This is a genomic window from Maribacter sp. Hel_I_7 (genome assembly GCF_000688315.1).
Classification (GTDB): Bacteria; Bacteroidota; Bacteroidia; order Flavobacteriales; family Flavobacteriaceae; genus Maribacter; species Maribacter stanieri.
The window spans coordinates 1,241,949-1,262,818 of record NZ_JHZW01000002.1 but is presented as its reverse complement, the minus strand read 5'-3'; the positions used below and the strand labels follow the sequence as shown (position 1 = coordinate 1,262,818).

18 protein-coding genes are annotated in these 20,870 nt (G+C 32.7%); 10 read left to right on the top strand and 8 right to left on the bottom strand.

Annotation, left to right across the window (positions count from 1 at the left end; all coding sequences use genetic code 11):
• Positions 1–36: 36 nt before the first annotated feature.
• The 4 genes from P178_RS0106915 to P178_RS0106900 all read left to right on the top strand — a co-directional run bounded on the left by P178_RS0106915 (position 37) and on the right by P178_RS0106900 (position 5,621).
• Positions 37–1,686: a S8 family peptidase gene (locus P178_RS0106915; RefSeq protein ID WP_027065529.1), complete on the top strand. Its 1,650-nt coding sequence runs from the start codon at positions 37–39 to the stop codon at positions 1,684–1,686.
• A 16-nt stretch (positions 1,687–1,702) separates the two neighbouring features.
• Positions 1,703–3,556 carry a M1 family metallopeptidase gene (locus P178_RS0106910; RefSeq protein ID WP_027065528.1) on the top strand — a complete coding sequence of 618 codons (1,854 nt, stop codon included), beginning with the start codon at positions 1,703–1,705 and terminating at the stop codon, positions 3,554–3,556.
• Between the two features lie 72 nt (positions 3,557–3,628).
• Entirely contained in the window at positions 3,629–4,012 is a 384-nt protein-coding gene (rnpA, locus tag P178_RS0106905) for a ribonuclease P protein component (protein WP_027065527.1), read from the top strand.
• Positions 3,993–5,621, top strand: a complete 1,629-nt coding sequence (locus tag P178_RS0106900; RefSeq protein ID WP_027065526.1) for a S41 family peptidase — start codon at positions 3,993–3,995, stop codon at positions 5,619–5,621. Before rnpA ends, P178_RS0106900 begins: the two co-directional genes overlap by 20 nt.
• A 30-nt stretch (positions 5,622–5,651) precedes the next feature.
• Here P178_RS0106900 and P178_RS21605 read toward each other — a convergent pair whose 3' ends face one another.
• Positions 5,652–6,527, bottom strand: a complete 876-nt coding sequence (locus P178_RS21605) for a DUF1080 domain-containing protein (RefSeq protein WP_051638267.1) — start codon at positions 6,525–6,527, stop codon at positions 5,652–5,654.
• A gap of 195 nt (positions 6,528–6,722) precedes the next feature.
• On the opposite strand from P178_RS21605, the gene P178_RS0106890 reads away from it, so the two are divergent.
• Positions 6,723–8,228 carry a S10 family peptidase gene (locus P178_RS0106890; protein WP_027065525.1) on the top strand — a complete coding sequence of 502 codons (1,506 nt, stop codon included), beginning with the start codon at positions 6,723–6,725 and terminating at the stop codon, positions 8,226–8,228.
• Between the two features lie 19 nt (positions 8,229–8,247).
• Here P178_RS0106890 and P178_RS0106885 read toward each other — a convergent pair whose 3' ends face one another.
• Both P178_RS0106885 and P178_RS21600 read right to left on the bottom strand, forming a co-directional pair.
• A complete protein-coding gene (locus P178_RS0106885) occupies positions 8,248–8,883 on the bottom strand; it encodes a hypothetical protein (protein WP_027065524.1) in 636 nt (211 codons plus the stop codon).
• Between the two features lie 100 nt (positions 8,884–8,983).
• Positions 8,984–10,177, bottom strand: coding sequence for a C40 family peptidase (locus tag P178_RS21600; protein ID WP_036145833.1), 1,194 nt, complete (start codon positions 10,175–10,177; stop codon positions 8,984–8,986).
• A 56-nt stretch (positions 10,178–10,233) separates the two neighbouring features.
• On the opposite strand from P178_RS21600, the gene dcm reads away from it, so the two are divergent.
• Positions 10,234–11,463 carry a DNA (cytosine-5-)-methyltransferase gene (gene dcm, locus P178_RS0106875; RefSeq protein ID WP_027065523.1) on the top strand — a complete coding sequence of 410 codons (1,230 nt, stop codon included), beginning with the start codon at positions 10,234–10,236 and terminating at the stop codon, positions 11,461–11,463.
• A gap of 140 nt (positions 11,464–11,603) precedes the next feature.
• Positions 11,604–11,978: a hypothetical protein gene (locus P178_RS0106870; protein WP_027065522.1), complete on the top strand. Its 375-nt coding sequence runs from the start codon at positions 11,604–11,606 to the stop codon at positions 11,976–11,978.
• A 51-nt stretch (positions 11,979–12,029) separates the two neighbouring features.
• On the opposite strand, the gene P178_RS0106865 is transcribed toward P178_RS0106870, so the two are convergent.
• Both P178_RS0106865 and rpiB read right to left on the bottom strand, forming a co-directional pair.
• Positions 12,030–12,473 (bottom strand): GNAT family N-acetyltransferase, encoded by a 444-nt coding sequence (locus P178_RS0106865; RefSeq protein ID WP_027065521.1) that lies wholly within the window; start codon positions 12,471–12,473, stop codon positions 12,030–12,032.
• 107 nt (positions 12,474–12,580) lie between these two features.
• Complete coding sequence (gene rpiB, locus P178_RS0106860; protein WP_027065520.1) at positions 12,581–13,012, bottom strand: ribose 5-phosphate isomerase B; 432 nt, start codon at positions 13,010–13,012, stop codon at positions 12,581–12,583.
• Positions 13,013–13,659: 647 nt separating this feature from the next.
• On the opposite strand from rpiB, the gene rnr reads away from it, so the two are divergent.
• From rnr to P178_RS0106845, 3 genes are all read left to right on the top strand, one after another.
• The gene (gene rnr, locus P178_RS0106855; RefSeq protein ID WP_027065519.1) at positions 13,660–15,852 is read left to right on the top strand and encodes a ribonuclease R; all 2,193 of its coding nucleotides are present in this window, start codon (positions 13,660–13,662) and stop codon (positions 15,850–15,852) included.
• Between the two features lie 84 nt (positions 15,853–15,936).
• A complete protein-coding gene (locus P178_RS0106850; RefSeq protein ID WP_027065518.1) occupies positions 15,937–16,614 on the top strand; it encodes a head GIN domain-containing protein in 678 nt (225 codons plus the stop codon).
• Positions 16,615–16,620: 6 nt separating this feature from the next.
• On the top strand, positions 16,621–17,301 hold the full coding sequence (locus P178_RS0106845; protein WP_027065517.1) for a LysE family translocator: 681 nt from the start codon (positions 16,621–16,623) through the stop codon (positions 17,299–17,301).
• Positions 17,302–17,347: 46 nt separating this feature from the next.
• Here the strand turns inward: P178_RS0106845 and P178_RS0106840 are convergent, their stop codons facing one another.
• The 3 genes from P178_RS0106840 to mnmG form a co-directional block, all read right to left on the bottom strand.
• Positions 17,348–17,854, bottom strand: a complete 507-nt coding sequence (locus tag P178_RS0106840; protein WP_027065516.1) for an OmpH family outer membrane protein — start codon at positions 17,852–17,854, stop codon at positions 17,348–17,350.
• Positions 17,855–18,092: 238 nt separating this feature from the next.
• Positions 18,093–18,929 carry a class I SAM-dependent methyltransferase gene (locus P178_RS0106835; RefSeq protein ID WP_027065515.1) on the bottom strand — a complete coding sequence of 279 codons (837 nt, stop codon included), beginning with the start codon at positions 18,927–18,929 and terminating at the stop codon, positions 18,093–18,095.
• A gap of 67 nt (positions 18,930–18,996) precedes the next feature.
• Complete coding sequence (gene mnmG / locus P178_RS0106830; protein WP_027065514.1) at positions 18,997–20,865, bottom strand: tRNA uridine-5-carboxymethylaminomethyl(34) synthesis enzyme MnmG; 1,869 nt, start codon at positions 20,863–20,865, stop codon at positions 18,997–18,999.
• Positions 20,866–20,870: the final 5 nt, after the last annotated feature.

The following is a 20,870-nucleotide window of genomic DNA, read 5'->3' as shown; positions in this document are numbered from 1 at the left end:
CACAAACTATAAACATTTACTAAAAGTTACCCTCATATGACAAACACATATTTTAAATCAATTTTTGCCCTTTCTATTGCAGCAATATTAACTGGATGCGGAAGTACAAAAACTGCAGGTGGAAGCGGCTTGGTACTTACCCCTGTTGAAAACATTGATACAACACCTCTAAAAATTTCCGACTTAACCACAAGCGAGAAAAACAACTGGGGACATTTAGATTTGGTTACCGACACTATACCGGGTATGAGTGTTGCTAAAGCATACTCAGAAATCATTAAAAACAAAAAAGGAACAAAAACTATTGTTGCTGTTTTGGATTCTGGTATTGATTTAAACCATGAAGACCTAGTAAATGTATTATGGACCAACACTAATGAAAAAGCGGGTAATGGTATTGATGATGACGGAAATGGCTTTATAGATGATATACATGGGTATAACTTCTTAGGTGAATCTTACAATGAGCAATTAGAATATGTTCGTATGCTTCGTTTAAATATTGGAGATGCAGCGACCTTGTCTAAAGCAAAAGCAAAACTAGACTCAAAATATAATGAAGCATTACAAGGTAAAGAACAGTATGAATCTATATACCAAGCTGTAAAAAATGCAGATGCAGACGTTCAAAAATATTTAAAGAAAGATGTTTATACCAAACAAGATTTGTCTAGCATAAAAGCAACAGATGAAGCTATGCAACGTAACGTTGCCATATTAAATCAAATGTTCGGAATTAAAGAAACTATTCCAGATGTACTTAAAGATTTAAAAAATGGCCTTACTTATTATACAGAACAACTTAATTATAATTTAAATAAAGATTTTAATGGTAGAGAGCCTGTAGGTGATGATGCCTATGATATTACCGATGTTAATTACGGAAATGGAAACCCTATGAACAGGGTTGATGATGAAAGTCATGGTACCCACGTAGCAGGTATTATCGCTGCAGAACGTAATAACGATAAGGGTGTAAATGGGGTTGCTAATAACGTTGCAATCATGAGTATAAGAGCTGTACCTAATGGTGATGAATACGATAAAGATATTGCAAGAGGTATTAGATATGCTGTGGATAATGGTGCTCGTGTAATAAATGGTAGTTTCGGAAAATCTTTTTCACCGAATGCAGAATGGGTTAATGATGCTATAAAATATGCAGCAGATAACAATGTGCTTTTTGTTCATGCGGCTGGTAATGATGGCGCTAATTTAGATGATCCTATCAATGCGAATTTTCCTAATGATCAAATAAATAACGGACCAGAAATTGCCGACAACGTAATAACAGTTGGTGCTTTAAATCCTAAATATGGTTCTGAATTGGTGGCTAGCTATTCTAACTACGGTAAAATAAATGTTGATGTTTTTGCCCCGGGTACAGATATCTATTCTACTTACCCAAATAATGAATATGAATATTCTCCTGGTACTTCTATGGCTGCTCCTGGTGTTGCCGGTATTGCCGCTTTAGTTATGTCTCAATACCCAAGCCTAACGGCTGCTCAGGTTAAAAAAATAATTCTACAATCTGGTTTACCTATAAAGTCAAAAGTTGTTTTAGGCTCAGCGGGTAACAAAAGCGATACATTAGATCAAATATCTACATCTGGTAAAATTGCAAACGCATACAATGCATTGGTTCTTGCAAGTAAAGTAGCTGCAGGACAGGTAAAATTATAATAATTACACAACTCACATGACTAAATCATTTTTTACATTATTTACGGTATTATTTACAGTTGGATTGTTTGCTCAGAATAAAACCGACTATTGGCAACAACATGTAGATTATACCATGGCTGTAGATATGGATGTTGACAATTTTCAATATACCGGTACACAGACCTTGGTCTATACCAATAATTCTCCCGACGAGTTAAATCGCGTGTATTTCCATTTGTACTTTAATGCTTTTCAGCCAGGTAGTGAAATGGATATTCGTTTACAAACTATTGCAGATCCAGACGGACGAATGATTACCGTAGACAAAAAAAGTAGAATCTCTTTACTTACCGAAAGTGAAATGGGTTACCTACATGCTACCTCATTAACACAAGATGGTAGTAAAGTTTCTTATTCAGAAGAAGGTACCATTTTGGTTGTTGATTTAGCTAAGCCTATACCTGCAGGAGGAAAGTCTACTTTTAATATGGAATTTAAAGGTCAAGTTCCGTTACAAATTAGACGTTCTGGTAGAAATAGTGAAGAAGGTGTTGCCTTATCAATGAGCCAGTGGTTTCCAAAATTGGCTGAATATGACTTTGAAGGTTGGCATGCAGATCCTTATATAGCTCGTGAGTTTCAAGGTGTATGGGGTGATTTTGATGTAAAATTGACTATCGATAAAAATTATACAGTTGGTGGAACAGGTTATTTACAAAACCCAAACGAAATTGGTCATGGCTATGAGACACCAGGTACTAAGGTTAAAAAGCAAAAAGGTAAAACGTTAACTTGGCATTTTAAAGCCCCAATGGTACATGATTTTATGTGGGCTGCAGATCCAGAATACATTCATGATATTCAACAAGTACCTAATGGACCTGTACTTCATTTTCTTTATAAGGACAATCCTAAAATCTTAGAAAACTGGAAAAATCTTCAGCCTAAAACAGTAGAGGCAATGGAGTTTTTCAATAAGAACATTGGTCAATACCCTTATGATCAATATTCGGTAATTCAAGGTGGTGACGGTGGTATGGAGTATGCCATGTCAACACTTATAACCGGTGATCGTAAATTTGGAAGTCTTGTTGGTGTAATGGCGCATGAAATGGCTCACTCATGGTTTCAACATATTTTAGCAACAAATGAAGCTAAACACGAGTGGATGGATGAAGGGTTTACTTCTTTTATCTCAAAGCTTTGCATGAGCGAAATAATGGACTACGAAAAAGAAAATCCTTTTGAGAGTACGTACAAAGGCTATAGAAACTTAGCTCTTTCAGGTAAAGAACAACCTCAAGGTACATATGCAGATCGTTACGCTCTTAATTTTGCATATGGCATTTCTGCATATAGCAAAGGTTCTATTTTTCTATCTCAACTAGGTTATGTTATTGGTCAAGATAAATTAATGGAAACTATTCGTAGGTATTACGATGAGTTTAAGTTTAAACATCCAGTACCAAATGACGTTAAACGTGTTGCGGAAAAAGTATCTGGCTTTGAATTAGATTGGTATTTAACAGATTGGACACAGACAACAAATACTATTGACTATGCAATTAAAGAAGTTGCAACATCAGAAAATACTACCAAAGTTACCTTAGAGCGTGTTGGTTTAATGCCAATGCCTATGGATATTTTGGTTGTTTACAATGATGATACAAGAGAAACTTTTTATGCGCCGTTACGTATGATGCGCGGAGAAAAAGCAAACCCATATGATGGTATTGAAAGAACGGTTATAGATGACTGGACCTGGGCTTACCCTACCTACGATTTTGTAATCAATAAACCAATGTCTTCCATAAAAGCAATTGTTTTAGATCCTTCTCAGTTAATGGCAGATGTGAATTTAGAAAATAATGTTTGGCAAGCAGAATAGTATCTTCTTCTAAAGTTTTAGATATTTATGCCCCCTTATTGGGGGCAAATTCTTTTTAATATTTATTTTATAATGGATAAATCCTTCGGAAAAAAGGAAAAACTTAAAAGCAAAACACTCATCACACAATTGTTTGAAGAGGGTAGCGGTATTTCTGTATATCCGTTGAAATTAATTTATCTATCCGTAGAGAATATTGAAGTACCAATTAAAACCGGGGTTACGGTTGCCAAACGTAATTTTAAAAGTGCAGTAGACAGAAACAAGATTAAACGTTTGCTTAGAGAGTCTTATAGACTTAATAAAGCACTGGTTTTTAACAATACAGATGCAAACTTTGCGTTTCTATTTTTATACCTTGGTAAGGATATGCCCACCTTTGAGCAGTTAGATCATAAAATGAAGCTCGTTTTAAACAAGTTTAAGCTACAGATTGATGAAAAAAATAATAAGTAAAAAAGTACTTGTACCCATAATTGCCATTGCCTTTCTATTTATTGGAAGTAGTTATAAAAGTGACTTTTTTGAAATAGCTAAACAGATTGAAATCTTTACCACCCTGTTCAAGGAATTGAACATGAATTATGTGGATGAAACTAACCCGGCAGAATTAATGGATACAGCCATTAAAAATATGCTAGAGGAATTAGATCCTTATACCAAATTTTTAAACGAACAAGACGTAGAGACTTACCGAATAAATAATGCGGGAGAATACTCTGGTATTGGCGCAATGGTACGTTCTTTTGACGATAAATTACTAATTATTGAACCACACCAAGGTTACCCGGCAGATAAAGCTGGTTTAAAGGCCGGTGACGAAATAATACAGATTGGAGATATCAAGGTAGCCGATTTTGAAAATAATGCCAGTGAGCTTTTAAAAGGGGCTAATGGCTCTACGGTCAATGTAACATACAAAAGACAAGGGAAAATTAATTCTACAAGTATTACCCGTGAAGGAATAGAGGTAGATGCAGTTCCTTTCTTTAAAATGATCGACAACAAAACCGGATACATTGTTTTGGCCAAGTTCAATGCCAAAGCTACAGAGCAAACAAAATCTGCCCTATTAGACTTAAAAGGAAAAGGTGCCGAGAAAATCATTTTAGATCTAAGAGGCAACCCTGGCGGATTATTATCTGAAGCTATAAATGTTACTAATCTTTTTGTTCCAAAAGGAGAGTTAGTGGTTACCACAAAATCTAAGGTCAAGAAATTTAATCGTGAGTATCATACCAACAATCAACCTGTAGATGAAGAAATTCCATTAGTTGTTTTAGTAAATGGTAGTAGTGCTTCTGCCAGTGAAATTGTTTCTGGTAGTTTGCAAGATTTAGATAGAGCAGTAATTATGGGTGCACGAAGTTTTGGAAAAGGCTTAGTACAACGCCCTCTTAAATTAACTTATGGTACACAATTAAAAGTTACTATTTCTAGATACTATACCTCCTCTGGTCGTTGCATACAATCGTTAGATTATTGGAACAGGGATGATAGTGGTAACGCCGTTCGCAATACTACTTTTAATGATTTTACAACCCGTAACGGTAGAAAAGTACAAGATGGTGGTGGTATTTTACCAGACATAGAAGTAGCAACTTCCAAAACCAACGACCTTACTTTAGCATTGCTACAGAACAATGTCATATTCGATTATGCTACCAATTATCATTATGCTCATAATTTAAATAACGTTTCAGATTTTAAATTCTCTGATTCTGATTTTAATGAATTTAAAAATTATGTAAAGCAAAGTAGTTTCTCTTTTGAAACCAAGGCAGAGCAGGCAATTAAAAAGGCACTTTCAGGGGATGAAAACGACTTTTTAGGTTCTGATGTAAAGGATAGTTACAAAACCTTGTTAGCGAACATTGAAAAAGGTAAAATAAATGCATTAGATAAGTACCAGAGCGAAATACAAAAGAATCTAGAAGATGAAATCGTAAAACGTTATTTCTACAGAGACGGTCTTTATCAATATTACTTAAATAATGACGACGCTATTCTAGCGGCTACAGAATTATTAAGCAACAATTCTAAGTATAGCGCTATTTTGAAATAGTTTACTTTACTTAATTCTTAAGTGACCAATCTAATTATAGGTACATGCTTTTGTATCTGAAACATGGTAATACTCCTTATAATTACTTGCTTTTGGATCAGTGCACCCCTTTAGATTCCTGATTTTAATATCTCTAAAATCAATTGGCTGACCTTCACTTTGTAATGCAATAAAACCTTCTTTCAAAAGCTTACCATCTTGTTTCATTTTAGGATCATAACCATTTGCTACTTCACCCCCAATTTGTGGTTTTGTGTATTCTAACACTGTTTTACCATTAATGATGTGCTTAACTAACGAATCGTGATAAACTACTAACTCTGCTGTTACCCACTGATTCCCATAATACGTATCAGAAGTTGAATTGATACAATGTCTAGGATCAATTTTACCTTCAAAAACTACATCGGTACCTGGTGAACACATATTACCTGTTGGGCGTTCTTTACCCTCTTCTATACCTGCTAAAAACTGTATTTCTACACTTATAGGCCAATCTTGTTCTTTCAACATTGTCCGTGGGTCTTGCGAATGAAACATTACACCGCTATTCAAAATGGTATACTCTGGTGCGCCAGTATATAATTCCCCAACAAATCTATATTGTACCGTAAAATGAAAATCTGAAAAGGGTTTATCATAGTATAAATGTGAAAACCTATTATTAAAATCTCCCTCATATTTATCATATCTCACTTTCACCATATCATCTTCAGCGCGAAAGGTATCTGCATAATTATCCCCAACTTCATAGTGGTGAACTTTTGTTGTCCATCCGTTTAAATCATTTCCGTTGTACATGGTTTCCCACCCATCATTTGTTTCTTGAGAATTGATAACTCCGCAACCTAGTAACAATAAAAGGGAGGCACCTAGTACTTGCGATTTAAGTTGTTGTTTATTCATGTTGATGGTGTTTAGTTGAATTATTAAGAAAGGGAACTGAGGTAAAAAATACATATATAAATATACTCAATGTCCTGATATCTTAGATGAGGCGATTATTAAGACGTATTCCAATCAATACCAGAATATCCGTTCATATATTATCATTACTTTTAAAAGTACAAACTAACAATACCATCAATACTTTTACTCAAAATGAGAAATCTACTATTATTAGCTACCAGCCTATTGTTTCTTCAATTTTCGCAAGCTCAAGAACCAAAAAAGGAAACTAAAAAGAAACCCATACCAGAAGCAAAATCTTTTATTACCAAGCACAAAGGTGTTTTTGGTGGTACAGCTATGGACTATACCACAACAGCTAAAGAAACTTTTTTAACTAATAAGGATGGCGATTCTATTGCTACATTTTGGTCTGTGGCGTATACAAAATCCAATATAGGAGATGTTACCAAAAGACCGGTCACGTTTGTATTTAATGGTGGTCCGGGTTCTGCATCAATGTGGTTACATATGGGATTTTTTGGACCTAAAATTGTAAAAGTAGATTCTGATGCTAAAAACGATGATGGTGCAGCACCTTACAATTTAGTAAACAATGAACATGGACTATTAGACATAACAGATTTGGTTTTTATAGATCCTGTAGGTACAGGCTATAGCAGATTAGTTGGCAAGGGTGAAGGAAAAGATTTTTACGGTTTAAAAGAAGATGTAGATTCATTTGCACAATTTATAAGAAAGTGGGTTACCGAAAACGAACGTTGGTTTTCTCCTAAATACTTAGCGGGTGAAAGTTATGGAACTACACGTGCTGCTGCACTTGGAAAAACCTTAGAGGGTTCTGGGCAAAATATGGCTTTAAATGGAATGATTTTAATTTCTCAAGCATTAGATTATGCCGGGTCTACTTCTGTAAAGAACAATATTACTTCATTCATTACTTATTTACCCAGCATGGCTGCTACTGCTTGGTATCATAAAAAAGCAGGTCAGGGCAAGTCTTTAGAAAGCTTTACACAAGAATGTAGAGATTTTACATACAACACCTATATACCTTCTTTGTATAAAGGCAATTCTTTAAGTGAAGCTGAAAAGAACACGATAGCAGAAAAACTATCTTATTTCACAGGGTTGGAAAAGAACTATATTCTACAATCTGATTTACGAATTTTAATGGGCCGTTTTCAAAAACAATTATTGTCTGACAAGGGTTTAGCCATTGGTAGATTAGATGGACGGTTTATGGGTGATGAAGCTGATAAACTATCAGAAAATCCTCATTTGGGCGATGCTGCAAGTTATCAAATAAGTGCTGCCTACACTGCTAGCTTAAATCATTATTTTGCTTCAGAATTAAAGATTAAAATGGATAGACCCTATATAACTTCTGGTGGTGGGTCTAATTGGAGATGGAGAACAGTACCCGATGGTAAATATTGGGAACCTATGCCTGTAAATACTGCTCCAGATTTAGGTGAAACTATGCGTAGAAATACTGCAATGAAAATAATGGTTGCAAGTGGATATTATGATTTAATTACTCCGTTTTTTGATGCAGAATATACTTTTGATAGAAATGGTATAGTAAAAGAACGTGTTGATATGAAATATTATGAAGCGGGCCATATGATGTATACACATGAGCCAGATTTAATAAAATTGAGCAAAGACATTCGTGAATTTATTGCTTCAGAATAGATAATTTAAAAAGGAATTATTACTGGTTTTTCTTTAGGATAACCGCCTGCTGCTCATTACACTTAAGATTGTAAAAGTTGACTATGTCCTTAACATGTTTTTTCTTAAACTCTTTGTTCTGAATCTTAGTTACTAAAACAGGACAATCAGAAAAATATTCTGATGCTGCATTTTTAAAATTTTTGCTAAAAAGTTGATTTGAGCCTAAATGCGTAATTTCTCCACTGTTTCCTTTACTAACATATAAATTGTTTATGTCGTAAAAGTTGCTGAGCATCATATTCATTTGACTGTTTGCACCACCCACATACATTGGTGCTGAATAACCTCTTTGTTCAAGAACATATAAACTTACAGGTCCTATTTCTAATTCTCTAACAACATTAAAAAAACCTTTGCGAATTTCTAAATAGATATACGTGGAAGGTTCTTCCCTATCGTTGATAACTACCTGTGCTAAATCTTCAAAATGATATCGTTGGGCTTTCTCTCCTTTTGCGTTTCTAAACTTTACTTGATCGCCATTTATAAGCTTGGCAAGACCATGAAGTTTCCTACCATCCTTAAAATATAATGTACCAACATCGTTTTGAGCAATAGTTGTAAATGATCCTAAAAAACAGCAGATTAAAACAAATAATAACGTTTTTTTCATAGCAAGTTATTGATAGTGAACTATCATAAAACGAGCTTAACATAACAATGTTATAATTTTTATCTTAAAAACGATGAACTACCAATTCTATAAACTTAGGTTAATCTTTTAGCGGTTTAGTGATATTTAAATTCTTTAGTAGCGGATCTTCTTGATTTAATAATCGTTGCGTTCTTAAATAACGTCCAACATTAAATTCATCGTAATTTGGAGAATCTTTATCAACACTACTTATACGTACCATTTCAGATGCATGTATAAACTGATTATCACCGATCCACATACCAACATGAACTACCTTCTCTGAAGTTGTTTCTGTTGCTTTTCTTCCAAAGAACAACAAATCGCCTTTTTCTAATTTACTAAAATCTGAAACTGAATCTATTGGCATACCAGCATGTACTTGTTGCGATGCGTCTCGTGGTATTACCATACCGTTTAAAAAGTAGATGGTTTTGGTATACCCACTACAATCAACTCCTTTGGTAGAAGTACCACCCCATAAATAAGGAACACCTATTAGTGTTCTTGAAGTTTCTATAAGTGAATCTGCTTGGTAATCTAAGTTTGATAACCAAGTGTTATATTCTAGAGCCTCTTCTTTAGAAACATAAGCTTTTCTACTATCTGGAAATTCTACTTCAAAAAAATTATCATCACTATTCAAAACTTTTAATAAGCTTCCTGCAACTAGATCAGACACTCTATTTTTAGCATCTATAGATGTAAATGCATGCCCATATGTATTAGTATAAATAATCTTTTCTGATGCTGTCCATTGCGCTACATCCTCTTCTGTCATCAACTGTATTCCACCTGGATCTACCCATGCTAAATACATATCTGGTGTTTGTATCAAATACCAATCTCCTTCTTTCTTTAAAACATTAACAACAGTCCCCAAAGTAGCTTGTGTTGCCAACTCTGCAGAGTGTTTTGGATTGCTTCTAAGGTTTGCTGCAGAAATGTTGATAATTGCTTTTGTCATACCTTCTAAATCATTAGCAGGTAATATTCTTACTTCATTCTTAGCATTTATACCTTTTTCTTTTAAAACAATTTTCAATGAATCTATTGCTTTCGGCAAGTTGGTTTCGCCAACCAAAGTAAAACCTGATGGACCATCTAATACTTCTATATTAAAAAGAGCCGTTCGTTTATCTGGTGCAAAAACATTCTTGACACCTTCAATTTCATTTGCCATCATTTTTTTTTCGTCCATATGTACGCCACATGCAGTATTTAAAGCAATCAAAATCAACACAAAAGTCTTCTGTAACAGTATTCTCTTCATCTCTAAAATAATTTCTAGTAGTATTTACCATGTGAAATTATGTAATTTTATCGCAAATGAAGAAACTAAAGGTCATAGAGCTTTTTGCAGGTGTTGGTGGATTTCGCTTAGGATTGGAGGATACTGATAGCTATGAGGTAGTTTGGAGCAATCAATGGGAACCCAGTACTAAAACACAGCATGCCTCAAAGGTTTATGAAGCTAGATTTGGACCCCAAAACCATCGCAATAAAGATATTTCTGAAGTGCCTACCAAGGATATTGCCGATGCAGATATTCTAGTTGGTGGTTTTCCCTGCCAAGATTACTCGGTTGCATCAACCCTAAATAATTCTAAAGGTCTTATTGGTAAAAAAGGGGTTTTATGGTGGAGTATTCATAGAATTTTATCGGAAAAAAAGAACCCACCAAAATACCTATTTCTTGAAAATGTAGATCGATTACTAAAATCTCCTTCTAATCAACGCGGTAGAGATTTTGCCATAATGCTTAAAAGTTTAGATGACTTAGGTTATGCAGTAGAATGGCGGGTTATTAATGCTGCAGATTACGGAATGCCGCAAAGAAGAAGACGTATTTTTTTCTTAGGATACCATAAATCTACTCCGCTTTATAAACAATTTAAAAAAGCTACAGCCGAAGAGTGGATTTTTGAAAAGGGAACTATAGCAACCGCTTTTCCGATAACAAGCACTTCTTCAAAAATGACTTCTTTCGATATCACCGATAACTTAGTATCGCTATCTGAAAATTTTAATTTGGGTGAAAAATTATCTCCCTTTCAAAATACCGGGGTTTTTATAAATGGTAAAATACACACTACAAAGACAACTGCTAACTATACTGGAAAGCGAACAGTACTAGCAGATATTTTGCAAAAAGAAAGCATACCAGAAGAATTTTATATTCCTATTGAGGAGCACGATAAGTGGCATTACTTAAAAGGAGCTAAAAAAGAAACCCGAACTTCTAAATCTGGTTTTGCTTATCATTATAATGAAGGTAATATGATTTTTCCTGATGCTCTAGACAATGCTTCAAGAACAATTATTACAGGGGAAGGTGGTAAAAGCGCATCAAGATTTAAACACGTTATCAATACTAAAAAAGGACTGCGTAGATTAACACCTGTTGAATTGGAACGCTTAAATATGTTCCCTGATAATCACACATTACTAGATGGTATTTCAAATACAAAAAGAGCATTTTTTATGGGTAATGCACTAGTAGTCGGTGTTGTAAAAAAAATTGGTGAAACCCTTGCCGAAAAAATTAAAACAACCTAGTTAATCTTCTTTCTTTTCTTGTTTTTTAGGATATACTTGTTTTTTAAAAAAACGTACTTCTTTTTAATTTTTAACCACAACATATTGTTAATCAACGTTTAAAATTAGGAATTGTCCTTTTTTTTGTTATTTTATTAGGTATGGTAAAAGTAGAAAAGTCAGAAAATATAGAATTTTTAGAAAAATCAATTCAACATCTAGAAGCCACTGGGTTCGAGAATATAAAAGCTGATATGGAGGGTTACGAAACTCCTAAATCTTATTCTAGAAAAGGAAAAGAGGATAATATTACACCAGACATAGTAGCTATTAAAAATGGTAGAAAATATTATTTTGATATTAGTCTTAAATCTCCTAAAACGAGATTACTTAAATCTAAATGGCTCTTTTTAGATACCTTAAGTAGAATGAACTCTAACAGATTTAGAATTATTACTACCAGGGGCCATTATAAATTTACAGATAGTATGTTAGAGGATATTAATCTAACCAACAAAACACCAATTAAAATTTAAATATTCTATTTCAATAAAACTTATAAAAAAGCCCGCAAGTTGCGGGCTTTTTTATTTTTTGATCATTGCTATATGAGGTATACCGTCTTCTAAATACTCTTCTCCTGTTGCATTAAATCCTAAATCAGTATAAAATTTGGTAAGGTATTTTTGAGCTGAAATTTTTATTTCATTTTCACTAAAACGTTCTTCTACAGCTTTAATAGAAGCTTCCATAATTACTTTACCATAACCAAACTTTCTATGTTGTTTATGTACAGCTACTCTACCAATACTAGCCATATCAAAATAGATACCCGATTTAAAAATACGTGTATAAGCAACTACCTCATTATCATTTAGTCCTATAACATGAAGGGCCCTATCATCTTTACCATCTATATCTTGATAAACACAATCTTGTTCCACTACAAAAATCTCACTTCGCAATTGTAGTACTTTGTAAAGCTCTTGAATATCTAATTCTTTAAATTCTTTAATCTTAATATCTAGCATTAATTTGTTTATTTAACCAGTTATGTTCATATCTATAAACTAATAACTATTTAAAAATGAAATAGTTAAATATCTAATTTCAGGTTATTAACAATGTTAACAACAGATTATTGTAGTGGAATCTTTTCAATTCTGCGTTCATGCCTACCACCTTCAAAAGAAGTATTTAAAAAAGTAGAAACCATTTCAAGTGCTTGAGGTAGTGCTATATATCTAGCTGGTAAACTTAAAACGTTAGCATCATTATGTTCTCTAGCTAATTTAGTTATCTCTTTTGTCCAACATAAAGCAGCTCTAACATTTTGTTGCTTGTTTGCGGTCATACAAGCTCCATTACCACTACCACAGATTAAAATACCAAAATCTGCGTTACCACTTTCAACATCTAATGCAACGGGGTGCGCAAAATCAGGATAATCAACACTATTAGTGCCATCGGTACCATAATTTATAACTTCAACCTGTTTAGATTTTAATAGACCTATAATAGCTAACTTATATTCTGTACCAGCGTGATCGTTTCCAATAGCTATTTTCATATGCGTAATATTTAAAGGTTAATTGTTCATGATTTATATCCAGTGGGGGTGGAACTAAACCATGCTAAAGGTACAATAATCAGCGTTTCACAACAAAATTAGAGGGGTTGACAACAATAGTTACCTTGTAAATAATAATAATTGTTAATTAGTATGTTATAAGCGAGATTACTCCCTGCATAAATTGTTTAGAAAAAGTTGCTTAAAAATTTGGTTATTAAAGTTGATATCTGCTTACACTTTTAATCTTCTTAACACGAATTTAAATATTATAAAGTGTTAGATGATTTTCATCAAATTAACAACCCTAGTTAACATTAAAATTACATTTAGTTATTAATAAATTCATGTTAATAGCAGTTATAAACCACGTTTAATAACTTCTCAAAATACTGATTCTCAATTGTAGATTATAAAAATAGATCGTCAACAAGTATTAGTATCTCATAATGTCAAGTAATATCCAAATAAGTTATTGCAGATATTAACAAGCTATAATAATCATTAATATTTAATTTAATTTAAAAGAAAAAATGACATTTATGATATATATGTTAATAACAACTTATTTACTTAACTTTTCAATAAGAAGTAGACTAACAGGTAGTGAATTATAATTCGTAATTTTCCAATAAATTAAAAGTTTAATGTCAAAAAGAAATAAGAAGGCGAATAATCATAAAAAGAACGAAATTACCAAGGGTATTTTTACCGTTCTAGAGAAGGACCCGAATAAAAGTTTCAACTATAAGCAGATTGCTGCTAAGATTAATATTACAGAAGCTCAAGATAGAAATACCCTGATTAAAAGATTAACGGAGCTTAAAGAGAAAAAAAGAATTCAAGAAGTAGAAAGAGGTCAGTATAAAGTTTTAGAAAATACAAAATCCTATTACGAAGGCACAGTAGATGTAACAGGTAAAGGAAATGCCTATATTGTTGTTGATGGTATGGATGATGATATATTTATCCCTGCCAATAAATTAAACAAAGCTTTTCATAAAGATAAAGTAGAAGTTTATATCTACCCGAGAAGTAAAAGTAAAAAGCTTGAAGGTGAGATAGTTAAAGTACTTGAAAGATACAAAACCACCTTTGTTGGTATTGTTGATATGCAAAAGACTTTTGCTTTTGTAAGACCTTCTGACTTTAGAATGTATACCGATATTTTTGTTTCTAAAGATAAATTAGGTGATGCAAAAGATGGTGAAAAAGTACTGGTAGAAATTACAGATTGGCCAGATGATGTTGATTCTCCTTTTGGTAAAGTAACAGAAGTCTTAGGTATACCTGGAGAACATGATACTGAAATTCATTCAATTCTGGCTGAATACGGTTTACCATATTCTTTTCCAGCAGATGTTCAGAATTTTGCTGATGGATTAGATACAAGTATAAAAGAGGAAGAGATTAAAAAACGTAGAGATGTACGTGATGTGCTCACATTTACTATAGATCCAAAAGATGCCAAGGATTTTGATGATGCATTATCTTTTCAAAAATTAGAAAATGGGAATTATGAGATAGGTATTCATATTGCCGATGTATCTCATTACTTACAAAAGGATACTATTTTAGATGATGAAGCTTATGAAAGAGCCACATCTGTATATTTAGTTGATCGTGTGGTACCTATGTTACCAGAGGTTCTTTCTAATAATGCATGTTCACTAAGACCTAATGAAGAGAAATATACCTTTTCGGCCATTTTTGAACTGGATACAAATGCAATAATAAGAAATCAATGGTTTGGTAGAACTGTAATTGATTCTAACGAACGTTTTGCCTATGAAGAGGCTCAATATATCATTGAGACCGGTAGCGGCGATATACCGCAAGATATATCTATAAGAGATGCTGCTTATACAGTTTCTAAAGATGTTGTTGAGGCAACTTTGGAAATGGATAGGTTAGCTAAAATTATGAGAGATAAACGTATGGATCAAGGAGCATTATCCTTTGATAAAGTTGAAGTACGTTTTAATTTAGATGAAAACAGTAATCCAATAGGTGTTTACTTCAAAGAATCTAAAGATGCTAATAAGCTTATAGAGGAGTTTATGCTGTTAGCAAATAGAAAGGTGGCAGAATTTATTGGAAAACAAAAACCTAAAAAGACTTTTGTTTATAGAATTCATGACGATCCAGACCCAGATAAATTAATGGCTTTGAATGGTATCGTCTCTAAATTTGGTCATAAATTAGATTTCAAGGATAAGAAATCTATAAGTTCTTCTTTAAACCAATTACTACAAGATGTAAAAGGTAAAAAAGAACAGAATATGGTAGATACGCTAACAATACGTAGTATGAGTAAAGCTATTTATACAATTGATAATATTGGGCATTATGGTTTAGCCTTTGATTATTATACTCATTTTACTTCTCCTATTCGTAGGTATCCAGATGTTATGGTGCATAGATTATTACAGCATTATTTAGATGGTGGTAGTTCTGCTAATGCAGAGGAGTTTGAAAAGAAATGTAAGCATTCTTCAGATATGGAGTACTTAGCTTCTAGCGCAGAGCGAGATTCTATTAAGTACATGCAGATTAAATTCATGCAAGATCATAAGGATGAAGAGTTCCGTGGTGTTATTAGTGGAGTTACAGAGTGGGGAATTTATGTGGAAATAATTGCTAACAAATGTGAGGGAATGATTCGTATTAGAGACATAAAAGGAGATTATTATATCTTTGATGAGAAGCAATATGCTATTATTGGTGAACGTACCAAAAAGAAATATACTTTAGGTGACGAGATAACTGTTATGGTTAAGAGTACCGATTTAGTTAAAAGGCATTTAGATTTTGCTTTGATTCCGGATAGTAATAAATAGTTTGGAATGGATTTTGGTATATGATGGCTGAATAGGAAAAACTATTGTTAAAAAAGTTTTTCTACAAAAATTACACGTAAAAGAATGAAACAAGTTTTAGTAATAATGTTTCTCTTAGGATGTCTTTTGGTTACTGGCCAGGATAATAAGATTACCCAAAGTTTAGAACCTTTTAAAGAATTGAAAGGATTTGATGGGTTATCCATTAACTTAATAAAGTCTACAGAAAATAAAGTAATCATATCAGGTGAAAATACTGATAAGGTAGCTATCGTTAATAACGAAGGTGTTTTAAAAATCCGAATGCAAATCGGTAAAATCTTTAGTGGATATAAAACCTTTGTAGATTTATATTATGCTGGCGATATTTTGGTGATAGATGTCAATGAGGATGCTAGAATTGCAACTGAAGATTTAATTCAACAAGATGTATTAGAGTTAAAAGCTCAAGAAGGTGGAGAATTAATAGTTAGTGCCAATGTTGAACAGATGTTAATAAAGTCCGTTTCTGGTGGAATAATAAGAACTACTGGTACTTCTAATCTACAAGATGTTCAAATAAACACTGGTGGTGTTTATGAAGGTAAAAATTTTGAAACGAATTTTTCAACTATCAATGTAAATGCAGGATCACGGGCAGAGATTTATGCTAGGGATTATGTGAAGGCTACAGTTAAAGCTGGTGGTGAGGTATTAGTATTTGGTAATCCAAAAAAGTTAGAAGAAAAAACAGTTTTTGGTGGTACAATTAAAAGAATGTAATAGTAGATGTTAGAAGATATTCAGGCAGCAATTCCCTTAGGTTTTTTCTTAAGTTTTATGGTAGGTCCTGTATTCTTTGTTCTTTTACAAACAAGTGCTGTTAAAGGATTTAGAGCTGCTATAACTTTTGATTTAGGTGTTTTATTAGCGGATATTCTCTTTATATTAGTTGCTTATTTTAGTAGTTTTCAACTTCTAGAAAACTTAAGTAACCAACCAGGTTTATATGTTTTTGGTGGTGTTATTCTATTGATTTACGGACTTTTTACTTTTTTTAAAGTTGATAAAAAGGTTATACCGGTGGAGTCTAAAAAAATTAGAAAATCTGATTTTTTTAGTCTTTTTATAAAAGGTTTTTTGCTGAACTTTATTAATATTGGAGTATTAGTATTTTGGTTAGGTATAATTATTATTGTTGGTCCCAGTTTAGATAATCAACCCAATCGTTTCTTTACTTTTTTCTCCACGGTACTTCTCTCCTATTTTGTAACTGATATTTTCAAAATACTCTTAGCAAAGCAATTAAAGCGTAAGTTAACTCCTGCTAGAATATTATTGGTTAAAAAAATTATTGGAATCATTCTTATTATATGCGGACTAGTTCTTGTTGTAAAAGGTTTTTTACCTAAGAATAAGTTTAATATTGAACATGAGTTGGAAAGATTTGAAACCAATATTATAGAATAAAAAAAAGCCGGCTATTAACTGGCTTCTTTTATTCTATATGTTTTCGTTATTTCTTGTATTTATCGTTAAGAAGCTTAACAATATCAGCTGTAAGGTCATTTGCCTCTGTACCGTAAAGTACACTACCACCATCTCCTCCACCTAAAATATAAGAGTATCCATTAGATTTTCCGTAAGCTTTAATTTCTTCTTTTACTTTAGAAACTATGCTGTCCATTTCAGTTTGACCTTCCATTTGTAATTGTTGGTCTTGCTGTTGAAGTTGTTGACCAATAATTTGTCCTTTCTGTTGCATAGCGGCATATTCCTCTTGAGCTTTTGATTGAGACATAGATTGTGCTTTTGTTTGGAATGCTTGCGCTTCCATTTGAAAAGCTTGAGATATACTATCTCTAGTTTTAGCTAAGGCATCTGCCTTTACTTTGAATTTGGATTCGACATCAATTTTTTGTTGATATTCATCCATCAATTTTACGTTATCTACGTAACCAATTTTTTCTTGTTGGCAAGAAGCTAATAATGCAATAGCTAAAATTACAATTAGGTTTTTCATTTTTTCATTTTTGTGAGTTGCAAAAGTAATAAAGGTTTTAGAATGTAATTGTTTTAAAATTGATAATAGTAATGTGATTTTTGATTAAATAAGATATTCTTATATTAAACATTATTATAATAAATAAATCTTATTTTAAGTAGCTAATTTAAGTTGTATTTAAAAGCTTTTTATAAAATTTATGATAGAGTGTATGATAATGAATTCAAACCTCCTTAAATCGCTTTAAAATGGCTTTTTATTTCTTTTTAAGGATGTATATAAGAGAAGAATACTCACCATTTGATTTTGCCTTAATATTTGACATTAAACCTCTGTAAAATGCTTTTAGATAGTTTGACTTTCCATTTTTGTATTTCTCGGATAAAAGAGAAACATAAAAAGAATCAAAATACATAGGTAGTGTTTTAGTTACTTTAAAATTATGTTTCTTAAATAGTATTTTAATTGCATCTTGTGAGAAGTGCCATAAATGTCTAGGCGTATCATATGCTGCCCAAAATTCTTTATAATGTTTTGCATCATAGGATTTATAATTTGGTACTGCTATAATTAAAGTTCCATTGTCATCTAACTTTGTTTTTATAAGAGATATTTTTTCGTTTAAATTAGGCAGGTGTTCTAGTACATGCCATAAACTTATTATATTAAATTGCCTGTTTGGTAAATCTTCTAAGCTCTTATATATTTTAAGGTTTTTATTTGATGCTTTATTTCTTGCATTCTGATTAACCTCTACCCCAACAGTATTCCAATTTTTATTTTTAGCATAAGCTAAAAATTCACCTGTACCACAACCAATATCTAAAAGGCTTTTCTCATCTAATGAATATTGGTCGATTAGTTTTACCTTTTTGTTTAAGGTTATTTTTTTTACTTGTTGATATACTTTTTCTATAAAACTATTTTTGTCATCAGAGTGAGAAATATAGTTTTTAGGGTCGTAATATTTTTCTAAATTTTTAGGTTGTGGTTCAGTTATTAGCATGTCGGATTCTTTATCAAAAATTAGATTGAAATTTTCCTGGCTTACTAAATAATCTTTTGTTTTGAATTTTATTTTTTTATCAAGCATATATTTGGCTTGGTTGATGGATTTGATATTTATTAAATTTTCAATGTTCCACGTGGAACAATTTGTCCTACCTTCCGAGATATACTAAAAGAACACTGATGTCGCTTGGTGTAACTCCGCTAATTCTTGATGCTTGTGAAATGGTAACAGGTTGAATTTTTGTCATTTTTTCTCTTGCCTCAAATGACAAAGATTTCAATTTCGAGTAATCAAAATTGGCTGGAATCTTTACAGCTTCTAGTCTATGTAGCTTGTCTGCATTTACTTTTTCCTTTGCTATATATCCTGAGTATTTAATTTGTACTTCTGCTTGTTCTAATATTTCGCTATCAAAATTGTTTTCTTTTACAAACGTCGAAACAACTTCTAGTTGTAACATGTGGTCCATGGTAACGTTAGGTCTTGAAAATGCTTTGTACATTTTATCTGATTGTTTTACTAAAGAAGAATCAACGCTTTCAAAAATGGGATTAATATCTTTAGGAAGAACACTAGTTTCTCTAAAGAAGTTAATTAATGCTTCAGATTGCTCTAATTTTTCTTCCATCCTTTTCATGCGGGTATCTGTGGCTAAACCTATAGAATGACTTAATGGTGTTAATCTTAAATCGGCATTATCTTGTCTTAACAATGTTCTATATTCTGCCCTAGAAGTAAACATTCTATATGGTTCTTCTGTGCCTTTGGTAATTAGGTCATCTATAAGAACACCAATGTAGGCTTCATCTCTTTTTAATATTAAAGCATCTTTTTCTTGCAGTTTTAAATGTGCATTTATCCCAGCCATTAATCCTTGAGAAGCTGCTTCTTCGTAACCTGTAGTTCCATTAATTTGACCAGCGAAATATAAATTTTCAACTAGCTTAGTTTCTAAGGTATGTTTCAACTGAGTTGGTGGAAAGTAATCATATTCTATTGCATAACCAGGTCTAAAGAATTTTACGTTTTCAAAGCCAACAACAGATCTTAATGCTTTAAACTGTACATCTTCCGGTAAAGAAGTTGAAAATCCGTTGACATAGACTTCGACAGTTTCCCATCCTTCTGGTTCAATAAACATTTGGTGACTGTCTTTATCTGCGAATCTGTTTATTTTATCTTCTATGGATGGACAATACCTTGGTCCTAAACTTTTAATTCTCCCATTGAACATGGGTGATCTATCAAATCCTTCTCTCAATAAATCATGAACCATTGCACTGGTATGTGTCATGTAACAATCTCGCTGATGAGCTAATGGTTTTGTTTTGGTATAAGAAAATTTTTCTGGGATGACGTCTCCTGGTTGTACAATCATTTTAGAATAATCTAATGATCTACCATCCACTCTTGGTGGTGTACCGGTTTTCATTCTCCCACTTTTAAATCCTAATTCAACTAGTTGTTCGGTTATTCCTGTAGCTGCTCTTTCACCTGCTCTACCTCCACCAAATTGTTTTTCACCAATATGTATCAATCCATTTAGGAATGTTCCGTTAGTTAAAACAACAGATTTTGATTTTATATTTATTCCTAAGGATGTTTTAACTCCAACAACTTTATTGTTTTCTATTAACAATCCAGATACCATTTCCTGATAAAAATCTACGTTTTCCGTTCTTTCTAACATTAAACGCCATTCTTCTGTAAATCGCATTCTGTCATTTTGGGTTCTTGGACTCCACATTGCAGGACCCTTAGATTTGTTTAGCATCTTAAATTGTATAGCAGATTTGTCTGATATAATTCCGCTATAACCTCCTAGAGCGTCAATCTCTCTAACAATTTGCCCTTTAGCAATTCCTCCCATGGCTGGGTTACATGACATTTGTCCAATATTTTGCAGATTCATGGTTACTAATAAGGTTTTTGAACCCAAGTTTGCAGCTGCTGCTGCCGCTTCTGCACCGGCGTGTCCTCCGCCAACTACAATTACATCATATTCTTCTCCAAACATATCTT